Below are 12272 nucleotides of genomic sequence, written 5' to 3'. Positions count from 1 at the left end.
GCCAGTCCTGGCGCGGCCTGGGCGGTGGCAAAGCGGTCCCGCCGTGGCCGATCGCCCACGCCGGACGTGAAAGAGATTCGGCTGCGGCCCGCATACCTGTAAAATATTTCGTTTTGATGACAGCCGCCGCCAGGCGGCTGTCTGCAATGTATGCCTGGCCGATTGAGCCAGTCGCCCAGGCAATAACCCGGGGGCGCTCGCGCGCCCCGACAAGGAACAACCCATGTTCGGCCGATTCATGCCCACGGAGGGCAAGTTCTTCGAATACTTCAACCAGCATGCCGATTGCGCGGTGACCGCCGCCCGCGAGCTGGAAGTGCTGGTCAACGACCTGCCCAATGCCGAGGCGCACGCGCGCCGCGTGCAGGCCACCGAAAAGAAGGCCGACCGCATCACGCACGACACCATCGACCTGCTGCACAAGACCTTCATCACGCCGCTGGACCGCGACGAGATCCACAAGCTCATCACCACGATGGACGACATCCTCGACCTGATGGAGGACGTGGCGGAGACCATCTCGCTGTACGACGTGACCAGCCTGACCGACGAGGCCCGCAAGCTGGCCTCGATCTGCGTGCAGTGCTGCGACCAGGTCAAGATCGCGGTCGGCCTGCTCGAGGACATGAGCAACGCCAGCGCCATTCTCAAGACGGCGCAGCAGATCGACCACCTCGAGTCCGAGGCCGACCGCGTGATGCGCTCGGCGATGTCGAAGCTGTTCCGCGACGAGACCGACGTGAAACGGCTGATCAAGCTCAAGGCCATCTACGAGCAGCTCGAGACCATCACCGACAAGTGCGAGGACGTTGCCAACATCATCGAAGGCATCGTCCTGGAAAACGCCTGAGGCACGAATCGGCATGCACACAATACAAATGAGCCTGTGGGTCATCGGCCTGCTGGTGGCGCTCGCCTTGCTGTTCGACTTCATGAACGGCTTCCACGACGCCGCCAATTCGATCGCCACGGTGGTGTCGACGGGCGTGCTCAAGCCGCACCACGCGGTGGCGATGGCGGCCATGTGCAACGTGGTGGCCATCTTCATCTTCCACCTCAAGGTGGCGGCCACGGTGGGCACCGGCACCGTCGACGTCAACATCGTCGACCACCACGTGATCTTCGGCGCGCTGGTCGGCGCCATCGCCTGGAACCTGATCACCTGGTACTACGGCATTCCCTCGTCGTCCTCGCACGCGCTGATCGGCGGGCTGGTAGGCGCCGCGGTGGCCAAGGGCGGCACCGGCGCGCTGGTCGGCGGCGGGCTGGCCAAGACCGTGGCCTTCATCGTGATCTCGCCGCTGCTGGGTTTCGTGCTCGGCTCGCTGATGATGGTGATCGTGGGCTGGACCTTCTTCCGCACGCCGCCGTCGCGCGTGGACCGCTGGTTCCGCCGCCTGCAACTGGTGTCGGCCTCGCTCTACAGCCTGGGCCACGGCGGCAACGACGCGCAGAAGACCATCGGCATCATCTGGATGCTGCTGATCGCCAGCGGCCACGTGGCGCAGGGCGGCGCCGAGCCGCCGGTGTGGGTCATCGTCTGCTGCTACGTGGCGATCGGCATGGGCACCATGTTCGGCGGTTGGCGCATCGTGCGGACGATGGGCCAGAAGATCACCAAGCTCAAGCCGGTCGGCGGCTTCTGCGCGGAGACCGGCGGCGCCATCACGCTGTTCATCGCCTCGGCGCTGGGCGTGCCGGTGTCCACCACCCATACCATCACCGGCGCCATCGTCGGCGTGGGCTCGGCGCAGAAGATGTCGGCGGTGCGCTGGGGCGTGGCCGGCAACATCGTGTGGGCATGGGTGCTGACCATTCCCGCGTCGGCCTTCATGGCGGCGATTGCATGGTGGATCGGTTTGCACGTGCTTTGAGCCGGCGCCCGCGGCGCCGGTGAGGCCGATGTCGGCCATGAAAAAAACCAGGCGTGAAGCCTGGTTTTTTTCATGGCGCGCGGGAAGCGCGCCGGCGCCGCGCTAGCGGTTGGCGAAGGCGGCGATCGGGTCGTCGTCCTGCGCCGGTGGCGGGGCGGCGGGGATCGCCGGCGCCGCGGGCTGCTGCGGCTGGGCCGGCGGCGGCACGGCGGCGGAGGCCACGCGCCGCGCGCCGTTGTAGCGCGACACCCAGTATGACTTGCCCATGTCCTCCAGGCGCACCGTGCCGCCGGTGGAGGGCGCGTGCACGAAGCGGTTCTGGCCCACGTAGATGCCCACGTGCGAGTTGGCGCGGCCGGTGGTGTTGAAGAACACCAGGTCGCCCGAGGCCACCTGGCTGCGCTCGAGCGGCACGCCGCGCTCGCCCATTGCCTCGGTGGTGCGCGGCAGGTTGACGTTGGCGGCGCGCAGCACCACGTAGCGCACCAGCCCGCTGCAGTCGAAGCCGGAATCGGGGGTGTTGCCGCCGTAGCGGTAGGGCGTGCCGACCAGGGACATGGCCTGGATGGAGACTTCTTCCAGCCCCGCGCTCGGATCCACCATCGGCGTGCCGGGCAGGCGCGAGAGGCCGCCGTGGCGCGGCGGCGGCGCGGAGGCGCAGGCGGCGAGCAGCAGGGCGGCCGCGCACAGCGAGGGCAGGCGGGCCCGGCAGGCAGCGCGCGCCAGCGGTGACGATGGCGCGCGTGGTGACGGCTTGGCGGTCTGGCGCGTTGGCATTCTCGTTCTGGTCCGGTCCCGGGCCAGGCGCCAGCCGCCAACCGCGAGCGGGGCCGCCGCGAAGGCAGCCTTCCGGCGGGCGCCTTCCAGCGCAACTACCGACGCAACTACCAGCGCAGCTGCGCGTTGTAGGTGCCCGTGCTCACAGTGACCGACCTGGCCTGACCCTTATAAGTCGCTTCGATATTGTAGCTGCCTTGCGGGGCCTTGATGAGGCACTTCGGCCCGCTGGCGGTAAAGCTGGCGACTTCGTGGCCTTCGCGCATCACGCGCACGGCCACGTCGGCCAGATATTCGCCGCGCTCGCCCTGCGTGAACAGCACGCCCATGCTGAAGTTCTTCTGCTGGGCGGCCAGTGCCAGCTGCTCGTCGGCGGCAATGCCGCCGCAGACGTAGCTGATCGGGCCCATCGTGCGGATCACCATTTCGTCCGCGGCGAGGGCGGGGCCGCACAGCAGGCAGGCGGCTGCCACGGCAAGGCCGCCGGCCGCGCGGCGCCGCGGCGCATGGTGCCGGGCGCATGCTTGGCGAGAATGCTGGGTATCCATTCAATGCCTCCATCGATCCAGAGCCGAAACGAAAAAGCGCCCGCCAGGCGCCGGCACACAGGTGCCGGACTGGCGGGCGCTGCGCTTGCCTTGATGCTAGGCCAGGCCGGCGCGCAATGATGCCGGTCGCGGTCCTACAAAGGCGGCGCGGCGGCCGGCGCCGCGCGGCGGCTACAGGACATCCGCCGCATGGTCCGCCAGGCGCGAGCGCTCGCCGCGCGCCAGCGTGATGTGGCCGCTGTGGCTCCATCCCTTGAAGCGGTCGACCACGTAGGTCAGGCCGGACGAGCCCTCGGTCAGGTAGGGCGTGTCGATCTGCGCGATGTTGCCCAGGCAGATGATCTTGGTGCCGGGGCCCGCGCGCGTCACCAGCGTCTTCATCTGCTTCGGCGTCAGGTTCTGCGCCTCGTCGATGATGACGAACTTGTTGACGAAGGTGCGCCCGCGCATGAAGTTCATGCTCTTGACCTTGATGCGCGAGCGGATCAGCTCCTGGGTGGCGGCGCGGCCCCATTCGCCGGCGCTGTCGTCGCTCTTCTGCAGCACTTCCAGGTTGTCGTCGAACGCGCCCATCCAGGGCTGCATCTTTTCTTCCTCGGTGCCGGGCAGGAAGCCGATGTCCTCGCCCACCGGCACGGTGGCGCGGGTGACGATGATCTCGTTGTAGAGCTTCTGGTCGAGCACCTGCTCCAGGCCCGCGGCCAGCGCCAGCAGCGTCTTGCCGGTGCCGGCCTGGCCCAGCAGCGTGACGAAGTCGATCTCCGGGTGCATCAGCAGGTTGAGCGCGAAGTTCTGCTCGCGGTTGCGCGCGGTCACGCTCCACACATTGTTCTTGTGGTGCGTGAAGTCCTTGAGCGTCTGCAGCAGCGCGGTCTTGCCGTTGATCTCCTTGACCTGGGCGTACAGCGGCAGGCTGCCGTCGCTGGGCTCCAGGTAGACGAACTGGTTGACCAGGAACGACGGCACCAGCGGGCCGGTCAGGCGGTAGAACATGGCGCCGGACTTGGGGTCCTGCCAGCTTTCCACGCCCTTGCCGTGCTTGGCCCAGAAATCGTTGGGCAGGACCATCACGCCCGAATAGAGCAGGTCCTTGTCCTCGAGGACCTGGTCGTTGAAGTAGTCCTCGGCGGGCAGGCCCAGCGCGCGCGCCTTGATGCGCATGTTGATGTCTTTCGACACCAGCACCACCTGGCGGTCCGGGAACTGCTGCTGCAGGGCGCTGACCACGCCCAGGATCTGGTTGTCGGCCTTGCCCTGGGGCAGGCCGTCGGGCAGCTTGATCTCGTTGAGCTTGGTCTGCAGGAACAGCTTGCCCTGGGCGTCGCGGTTGCCCAGCTTGGCCAGCGGCATGCCTTCGTCGAGCGAGCCGTCGGTGCCGCCCACCAGCGCGTCCAGCGTGCGGCTGACGGTGCGCGCATTGCGCGCGACTTCGCTCATGCCCTTCTTGTGGTTGTCCAGCTCCTCGAGCGTCATCATCGGCAGATAGACGTCGTGCTCCTCGAAGCGGAACAGCGAGGACGGATCGTGCATCAGCACGTTGGTGTCCAGCACGAACAGCTTGGCGGGCCCGGTGTGCTTGGGCGCGCGTCGGCCGGCGGCGCCAGCGGCGGTCTTGGCGGGGACCTTGGGCACCGAGGACAGGGTCGGCACGGAGGTCAGCGGCGCCGGCGCGTCCTTGCCGCGCGCGCGCGTGGTGCCGCCCGCGCGGGCCACCACGGCCGGCGCGTCTTCGGTCGTGCCGTTTCCGGTTTCCAGCAAGGCCACGCGCTCCAGCGCCGGCACAGGTTTCTTGCCCTGTGTCGCGGATCTGGCCTTGGGCAGCTTGGTCACCGGGGCGAATTCGCTCGGGTCAAGCAATTGAGCAGGCTTGGCGGGCATGGTCGGCAGCGGCATGCTTGGCTTTCCTTTCAGGGGGAGAAGACGGCTGGAAAACCGCGCAGGACACGGGGGCGGCCGCGCTGGGCCGCGAAGGTGCCGATCGTGTCCTGTGCGTACAAACAAAAAAGCCGCCAGACCTGTGCAGCAGGTTTGACGGCTTTCTTGCGGACCGGAGACACGGCAGGTCCGCTACCGGCCCGGGGCTCGAGGCACCTGGGACGGGACGATGAAACAGCGTGGCATCCGGATTCTGAACTCATTACGGGTCAATGTATCCGAACGATTTCTGTTTTGCAATCGTCGATATGGCACCGGCGCGCGGGTGTTGCTGCGGCGATTCAGCGGCCGCCCCGCGGGCCGGCGCGCTCAGAGGCTGCGCACGATCTGCAGGACCTCGTCGACGTGGTTGGGCACCTTGATGCCGCGCATGGCGTGGCGCAGGATGCCCTTGCGGTCGATGACGAAGGTGCTGCGCTCGATGCCGCGCACTTCCTTGCCATACATTTTCTTCATCTTGATGACATCGAACAGGGTGCAGACGGCCTCGTCGCCGTCGGAGATGAGCTCGAACGGCAATTCCAGCTTGGCCTTGAAGTTCTCGTGCGACTTCATGCTGTCGCGCGAGATGCCGAACACCACCGCGTCGGCGCCGAGGAAGCCGTCGTACTGGTCGCGGAAGTTCATGGCTTCCGTGGTGCAGCCCGGCGTGTTGTCCTTGGGATAGAAATACAGCACTACCGTCTTGCCACGCTGCTCGGAGAGGCGGAAAGCACCGCCGGTGGCGGGCGCGCTGAAGTCGGGTACGGCCTGGTCGAGACTGATTGTCATTCTTGTGGCTCCTGGGAGAGGCAGGAAGGGAGGCGGCGGCATGCGTGCTGCCACCTTGGTGGCGGCAGATGGGGGCGGCCCGGCAAACTTCAAGCGTGGCGCGCGCTTAACTTGCCGCGCCGTGCCCGCAGGCGCCCGGACGGCCGCGGCGCAACCGCGGCCAGGCTCAGGCCGGGTCTTCCAGCAGCAGCACCGCCGCCACCTTGCGGCCTTCGGCCATCAGGATGTTGTAGGTGCGGCAGGCGGCCTGCAGGTCCATCGCGTCCACGCCCACGTGCCGGCGCGCCAGCGAGTCGGTCAGGCGCGGGTGCGGGAAGCGCAGGCGGTTGCCGGTGCCGAGCAGCACCACCTCGGGCGCGTGCGGCAGCAGGCCCTCGAAATGGGCCGGCTCCAGGTCTTCGAAGCGCCGCACCGGCCACGGCCGGATCTCGCCCTCGGGCATGACCAGCACGGACTCGGTGTAGCGCACCATGTTGATTTCGATATAACCGGGCCCGTAGGCGGTCACCGTATTGAGGGCATTGGGCTGGTCAGCGTGGAGTTTCAATGGGGAACCTTTGGCGGCGCGGCCCCGTGGCGGGTGCCCGGCGAGCGGGCGGCCGCCCGGGGCGGGTTTGGGGGCGGGTTGAAAGCGGAACGGCGACAGAACGGCAAGCGCCCGGCGGTGCACGCTGCAATGCAAGAATCCCTGCCGAAGTCTGTCATAATCCGATAAATTATAGCTTTTGCCTCCCTGCCTGCCACGTTTCGCGTCGCACCGCAGCGGACAGGCGCCCGCGGACCACTCCTTCCCACCCGGATTCCCTAGCCAGCCGCCGCTTGCCCGGCGGCCCTTGCCTCCTGCCGACATCGCCGTGAAACCGATCCAGAAATCCAACAAGCTCAACAATGTTTGCTACGACATCCGCGGCCCGGTGCTGGAGAAGGCCAAGCAGATGGAAGAGGAAGGCCACAAGATCATCAAGCTGAACATCGGCAACCTCGCCGTGTTCGGTTTCGACGCCCCGGAAGAGATCCAGCAGGACATGATGCGCAACCTGCCCAACTCGGCGGGCTACTCGGACTCCAAGGGCATCTTCGCCGCGCGCAAGGCGATCATGCACTACACCCAGCAGAAGAACATCGAAGGCGTGGGGCTGGACGACATCTACGTGGGCAACGGCGCCTCGGAACTGATCGTGATGTCGATGAACGCGCTGCTCAACGGCGGCGACGAAGTGCTGGTGCCGGCGCCGGACTACCCGCTGTGGACCGCCGCGGTGAGCCTGTCGGGCGGCACCCCGGTGCACTACGTGTGCGACGAGGCCAACGAGTGGATGCCCGACCTCGACGACATCCGCGCCAAGATCACGCCCAATACCAAGGCCATCGTCGTCATCAACCCCAACAACCCGACCGGTGCGCTGTATTCGGACGAGCTGCTCAAGGCCATCGTGGCGATCGCGCGCGAGCACGGCCTGATCATCTTCGCCGACGAGATCTACGACAAGGTGCTGTACGACGGCCACACCCACACCTCGATCGCCGCGCTGTCGACCGACGTGCTGACCGTGACCTTCAACGGCCTGTCCAAGAACTACCGCTCGTGCGGCTACCGCGCCGGCTGGATGGTGGTGTCGGGCGACAAGCGCCCGGCGCTGGACTACATCGAGGGCCTCAACATGCTGTCCTCGATGCGCCTGTGCGCCAACGTGCCGGGCCAGTGGGCCATCCAGACCGCGCTGGGCGGCTACCAGAGCATCAACGACCTGGTGGGCGAGGGCGGCCGCCTGCGCCGCCAGCGCGACCTCGCGCACGAACTGATCACGCAGATCCCGGGCGTGACCTGCGTCAAGCCCAAGGCCGCGCTGTACCTGTTCCCCAAACTCGACCTGTCGATGTACCCGATCCAGGACGACCAGGAATTCATCTACGAGCTGCTGCAGGAATCCAAGGTGCTGCTGGTGCAGGGCACCGGCTTCAACTGGGGCAAGCCGGACCATTTCCGGATCGTGTTCCTGCCGCACGAGGAAGACCTGCGCGAGGCCATCGGCCGCGTGGGCCGCTTCCTCGATGCCTACCGCAGGCGCCACCAGGGCCTCGCGGCCTGAGCCGGCGCCGCGGCGCAATCCATTTTTCAGCAACCCAGAGTCAGATTGTCCATGAACCCCATCAAAGTAGGCCTGCTTGGCATCGGTACCGTCGGTAGCGGCACGTTCAACGTGCTGCAACGCAACCAGGAAGAGATCCGCCGCCGCGCCGGCCGCGGCATCGAGATTGCCGTGGTCGCCGACCTCAACACCGAACGCGCTCGCGAGCTGACCGGTGGGCAGGTCGAGGTGGTGGCCGATGCCAACGAGGTCGTCACCCGCGCCGGGATCGACATCGTCGTCGAGCTGATCGGCGGCTACGGCATCGCGCGCGAGCTGGTGCTCAAGGCCATCGAGAACGGCAAGCACGTCGTCACCGCCAACAAGGCGCTGCTGGCCGTGCACGGCAACGAGATCTTCGAGGCCGCGCGCCGCAAGGGCGTGATCGTGGCCTTCGAGGCCGCGGTGGCCGGCGGCATCCCCATCATCAAGGCGCTGCGCGAAGGCCTGACCGCCAACCGCATCGAGTGGATCGCCGGCATCATCAACGGCACCACCAACTTCATCCTGTCGGAGATGCGCGACAAGGGCCTGGACTTCGACACCGTGCTCAAGGAAGCGCAGGCGCTCGGTTATGCCGAGGCCGACCCGACCTTCGACATCGAAGGCATCGACGCGGCCCACAAGGTCACGCTGATGAGCTCGATCGCGTTCGGCATGCCGGTGCAGTTCGACAAGGCTTACGTGGAAGGCATCACCAGGCTGTCGGCCGTGGACATCCGCTACGCCGAGGAGCTCGGCTACCGCATCAAGCTGCTGGGCCTGACGCGCCGCCGCGAGAACGGCATCGAGCTGCGCGTGCACCCGACCCTGGTGCCCACCAAGCGCCTGATCGCCAACGTGGAAGGCGCCATGAACGCAGTGCTGGTGCAGGGCGACGCCGTGGGCGCCACGCTGTACTACGGCAAGGGCGCCGGCGCCGAGCCGACCGCCTCGGCGGTGATCGCCGACCTCGTCGACGTGACCCGCCTGCACACCGCCGACCCCGAGCACCGCGTGCCGCACCTGGCCTTCCAGCCGGACGAGCTGTCCAGCGTGCCGGTGCTGCCGATCGAGGAAGTCACCAGCTCGTACTACCTGCGCATGCGCGTGGCCGACGAAACCGGCGTGCTGGCCGACATCACCCGCATCCTCGCCGACGCCGGCATCTCCATCGATGCCATGCTGCAGAAGGAATCGCGCGAAGGCGAGCCGCAGACCGACATCATCATGCTGTCGCACCTCACGCGCGAGAAGCAGGTCAACGCCGCCATCGCCAAGATCGAGGCGCTGCCGACCGTGCTGTCCGCGGTCACGCGCCTGCGCATGGAAGAACTGAACTGAGCGAGCGATGAAATACCTGTCGACGCGCGGCCACGAGGCGCCGCAAACCTTCTCCGAGATCCTGCTGGGCGGCCTGGCGCCGGACGGCGGACTGTACCTGCCGCAGGCATACCCGCAAGTCACCGCCGACGAGCTGGAGGCCTGGCGCAAGCTGTCCTACGCCGATCTCGCCTTCGAAGTGCTGTCCCGCTTCTGCGACGACATCCCGGCCGCGGACCTGCGCGCGCTCACGCGCAAGACCTACACCGCCGAGGTGTACTGCAACGCCCGTCCCGGCGACAACACCGCCGACATCACCCCGCTGCGCACGCTGGGCGAGGAGGGCGGGGCGCCGCTGCAACTGCTGGGCCTGTCCAACGGCCCCACGCTGGCGTTCAAGGACATGGCCATGCAGCTGCTCGGCAACCTGTTCGAGTACGCGCTGGCGCGCGCCGGGCAGGAGCTGAACATCCTCGGCGCCACCTCGGGCGACACCGGCAGCGCCGCCGAATACGCGATGCGCGGCAAGCGCGGCATCCGCGTGTTCATGCTCAGCCCGCACCGCAAGATGAGCGCGTTCCAGACCGCGCAGATGTTCAGCCTGCAGGACCCGAACATCTTCAACCTGGCGGTCGAAGGCGTGTTCGACGACTGCCAGGACATCGTCAAGGCGGTGTCGAACGACCTCGGCTACAAGGCCCGCCAGAAGATCGGCACGGTCAACTCGATCAACTGGGCGCGCGTGGTGGCCCAGGTGGTGTACTACTTCAAGGGCTGGCTGCTGGCGACCAGCGGCCCGGGCCAGAAGGTCTCGTTCTGCGTGCCGTCGGGCAATTTCGGCAACGTCTGCGCCGGCCACATCGCGCGCATGATGGGCCTGCCGATCGACAAGCTGGTGGTGGCCACCAACGAGAACGACGTGCTCGACGAATTCTTCCGCACCGGCACCTACCGCGTGCGCAAGTCGGCCGAGACGTACCACACCTCCAGCCCGAGCATGGACATCTCCAAGGCCTCGAACTTCGAGCGCTTCGTGTTCGACCTGCTCGGCCGCGATGCCGCCAAGCTGGCGCGGATGTTCCGCGACGTCGACACCGCGGGCGGCTTCGACCTCGCCGGCACGGCGGAATTCGAGCGCATCCGCGCGTTCGGCTTCGTCTCCGGACGCAGCACGCACGAGGACCGCCTCGCCACCATCCGCGACCTGTCCTCGCGCTACGGCATCACCATCGACACGCACACCGCCGACGGCGTCAAGGTCGCGCGCGAGCACCTCACCCCCGGCGTGCCGATGGTGGTGCTGGAAACCGCGCTGCCGGCCAAGTTCGCCGACACCATCCGCGAGGCGCTCGGCCACGAGCCGGAGCGGCCGGCCAGCTTCGACGGCATCGAGAAGCTGCCGCAGCGTTTCGAGGTCATGCCCGCCGACGCCGGCCGGATCAAGGCCTTCATCGCCGGCCACACCGGCCTGTAGGCCGCGCCCGCCTTCCCGGCACTGGCGGCACCGGCGGCATCCGCGGCCGGCCGTTGGCTGGGTTGGCGCCAACTCGCTACAATCGGACTTGCCGAGCTGAACCGCACGGCCCGCGCATCGCCCCCGCAGGTACCGGGGACGGTACGTGGGCCGTTTCCCTTGGGCGACCGCGGGTTTGCGTCTCAGCCTGCCGTCCCCACCTACCTGCTTTCGTCATGACCCAAGCCGCCGCGCCCGCCCGTTCCCCCATGCTGACCACGGCCCAGGCGCTCGAAGCCCTGCTGGCCGGCGCCACGCCGCTGGCCGAGAGCGAGCGCATCGCCACGCTCGATGCCAACGGCCGCGTGCTGGCCGCGCCCGTGGCCAGCACGCTGGACGTGCCGCCCGCGGACAACACCGCGATGGACGGCTACGCCGTGCGCCATGCCGACGTGCCCGCGCCCGGCGCGCGCCTGCGCGTGGCGCAGCGCATTCCCGCCGGCCACGTGGGCACGGCGCTGGCCGCCGGCACCGCGGCGCGCATCTTCACCGGCGGCCTGATCCCGCCCGGCGCCGATGCGGTGGTCATGCAGGAGCAATGCGTGGCCGAAGGCGACGAGGTGGTGGTCAACCACGCGCCGCAGGCCGGCGAGTGGATCCGCCGCGCGGGCGAGGACATCCGCGCCGGCAGCGTGATCCTGCCCGCCGGCACGCGCCTGACGCCGCAGGCGCTCGGGCTGGCCGCCTCGGTGGGGCAGGCCGCGCTCGACGTGGTGCGCCGCGTCAAAGTGGCGGTGTTCTTCACCGGCGACGAGCTCGCCATGCCGGGCGAGCCGCTCAAGCCGGGCGCCATCTACAACTCCAACCGCTTCACGCTGCGCGGCCTGCTCGACCGGCTCGGCTGCGAGGTCAGCGACTTCGGCATCGTGCCGGACTCGCTGGCCGCCACGCGCGACACGCTGCGCCGCGCCGCCGCCGGGCATGACCTGATCATCACCTCGGGCGGCGTCTCGGTCGGCGAGGAAGACCATATCAAGCCGGCGGTCCAGGCCGAAGGGCGCCTGAACCTGTGGCAGATCGCCATGAAGCCGGGCAGGCCGCTGGCCTTCGGCGAGGTCGCGCGCGGCGGGCAGGCGCCGGCCTATTTCCTCGGCCTGCCGGGCAACCCGGTGTCCAGCTTCGTGACCTTCCTGCTGTTCGTGCGGCCCTTCATCCTGCGCTTGCAGGGCGTGCAGGACGTGATGCCGCGCCGCTTGCTGCTGCGCGCCGATTTCGACCTGCCCAAGGGCGACCGCCGCAACGAATTCCTGCGCGTGCGCACCAACCAGGCCGGCGGGCTCGAGCTGTTTCCCAACCAGAGCTCGGGCGTGCTGACTTCCACCGTGTGGGGCGACGGCCTGGTCGACAACCCGCCGGGCCAGGCGATCGCGCGCGGCGACATCGTGCAGTACATCGCCTTCGACGGGCTGCTGGGCTGAGGAGA

Annotated in this window: 11 protein-coding genes; 6 read left to right on the top strand and 5 right to left on the bottom strand. The window is 68.1% G+C overall.

What is annotated here, in order from left to right; translation table 11 throughout:
- Positions 1-223: 223 nt before the first annotated feature.
- Positions 224-850 carry a DUF47 domain-containing protein gene (locus ACWTPI_RS11540; protein WP_020205693.1) on the top strand — a complete coding sequence of 209 codons (627 nt, stop codon included), beginning with the start codon at positions 224-226 and terminating at the stop codon, positions 848-850.
- A 13-nt stretch (positions 851-863) separates the two neighbouring features.
- Positions 864-1874: an inorganic phosphate transporter gene (locus ACWTPI_RS11535; RefSeq protein ID WP_029044178.1), complete on the top strand. Its 1011-nt coding sequence runs from the start codon at positions 864-866 to the stop codon at positions 1872-1874.
- Between the two features lie 102 nt (positions 1875-1976).
- On the opposite strand, the gene ACWTPI_RS11530 is transcribed toward ACWTPI_RS11535, so the two are convergent.
- The 5 genes from ACWTPI_RS11530 to ACWTPI_RS11510 all read right to left on the bottom strand — a co-directional run bounded on the left by ACWTPI_RS11530 (position 1977) and on the right by ACWTPI_RS11510 (position 6452).
- Positions 1977-2651 carry a C40 family peptidase gene (locus tag ACWTPI_RS11530; RefSeq protein ID WP_454731721.1) on the bottom strand — a complete coding sequence of 225 codons (675 nt, stop codon included), beginning with the start codon at positions 2649-2651 and terminating at the stop codon, positions 1977-1979.
- 107 nt (positions 2652-2758) lie between these two features.
- On the bottom strand, positions 2759-3199 hold the full coding sequence (locus tag ACWTPI_RS11525) for a hypothetical protein (RefSeq protein WP_020205689.1): 441 nt from the start codon (positions 3197-3199) through the stop codon (positions 2759-2761).
- A gap of 171 nt (positions 3200-3370) precedes the next feature.
- Positions 3371-5092 carry a PhoH family protein gene (locus tag ACWTPI_RS11520; protein ID WP_454731720.1) on the bottom strand — a complete coding sequence of 574 codons (1722 nt, stop codon included), beginning with the start codon at positions 5090-5092 and terminating at the stop codon, positions 3371-3373.
- A 351-nt stretch (positions 5093-5443) separates the two neighbouring features.
- On the bottom strand, positions 5444-5905 hold the full coding sequence (locus ACWTPI_RS11515; protein ID WP_020205687.1) for a peroxiredoxin: 462 nt from the start codon (positions 5903-5905) through the stop codon (positions 5444-5446).
- 166 nt (positions 5906-6071) lie between these two features.
- Positions 6072-6452: an Mth938-like domain-containing protein gene (locus tag ACWTPI_RS11510; protein WP_029044176.1), complete on the bottom strand. Its 381-nt coding sequence runs from the start codon at positions 6450-6452 to the stop codon at positions 6072-6074.
- A 307-nt stretch (positions 6453-6759) separates the two neighbouring features.
- Here ACWTPI_RS11510 and ACWTPI_RS11505 point away from each other — a divergent pair, with 307 nt between their 5' ends.
- From ACWTPI_RS11505 to ACWTPI_RS11490, 4 genes are all read left to right on the top strand, one after another.
- Positions 6760-7995, top strand: coding sequence for a pyridoxal phosphate-dependent aminotransferase (locus ACWTPI_RS11505; protein WP_454731719.1), 1236 nt, complete (start codon positions 6760-6762; stop codon positions 7993-7995).
- Positions 7996-8046: 51 nt separating this feature from the next.
- Positions 8047-9357 carry a homoserine dehydrogenase gene (locus ACWTPI_RS11500; protein WP_020205684.1) on the top strand — a complete coding sequence of 437 codons (1311 nt, stop codon included), beginning with the start codon at positions 8047-8049 and terminating at the stop codon, positions 9355-9357.
- A gap of 7 nt (positions 9358-9364) precedes the next feature.
- The gene (thrC, locus tag ACWTPI_RS11495; RefSeq protein WP_020205683.1) at positions 9365-10810 is read left to right on the top strand and encodes a threonine synthase; all 1446 of its coding nucleotides are present in this window, start codon (positions 9365-9367) and stop codon (positions 10808-10810) included.
- Positions 10811-11025: 215 nt separating this feature from the next.
- The gene (locus ACWTPI_RS11490) at positions 11026-12267 is read left to right on the top strand and encodes a molybdopterin molybdotransferase MoeA (RefSeq protein ID WP_029044174.1); all 1242 of its coding nucleotides are present in this window, start codon (positions 11026-11028) and stop codon (positions 12265-12267) included.
- The last annotated feature ends 5 nt before the right edge of the window (positions 12268-12272 follow it).

This window comes from Cupriavidus ulmosensis, from assembly GCF_977008105.1.
This window is presented reverse-complemented; position numbering and strand designations above follow the sequence as displayed.

Excerpts from the sequence above, each read along its gene's own strand:
- ACWTPI_RS11540 (WP_020205693.1), top strand. The coding sequence starts at position 224 with ATGTTCGGCCGATTCATGCCCACGGAGGGCAAGTTCTTCGAATACTTC.
- ACWTPI_RS11535 (WP_029044178.1), top strand. The coding sequence starts at position 864 with ATGCACACAATACAAATGAGCCTGTGGGTCATCGGCCTGCTGGTGGCG.
- ACWTPI_RS11530 (WP_454731721.1), bottom strand. The coding sequence starts at position 2,651 with ATGCCAACGCGCCAGACCGCCAAGCCGTCACCACGCGCGCCATCGTCA.
- ACWTPI_RS11525 (WP_020205689.1), bottom strand. The coding sequence starts at position 3,199 with ATGGATACCCAGCATTCTCGCCAAGCATGCGCCCGGCACCATGCGCCG.
- ACWTPI_RS11520 (WP_454731720.1), bottom strand. The coding sequence starts at position 5,092 with ATGCCGCTGCCGACCATGCCCGCCAAGCCTGCTCAATTGCTTGACCCG.
- ACWTPI_RS11515 (WP_020205687.1), bottom strand. The coding sequence starts at position 5,905 with ATGACAATCAGTCTCGACCAGGCCGTACCCGACTTCAGCGCGCCCGCC.
- ACWTPI_RS11500 (WP_020205684.1), top strand. The coding sequence starts at position 8,047 with ATGAACCCCATCAAAGTAGGCCTGCTTGGCATCGGTACCGTCGGTAGC.
- thrC (WP_020205683.1), top strand. The coding sequence starts at position 9,365 with ATGAAATACCTGTCGACGCGCGGCCACGAGGCGCCGCAAACCTTCTCC.
- ACWTPI_RS11490 (WP_029044174.1), top strand. The coding sequence starts at position 11,026 with ATGACCCAAGCCGCCGCGCCCGCCCGTTCCCCCATGCTGACCACGGCC.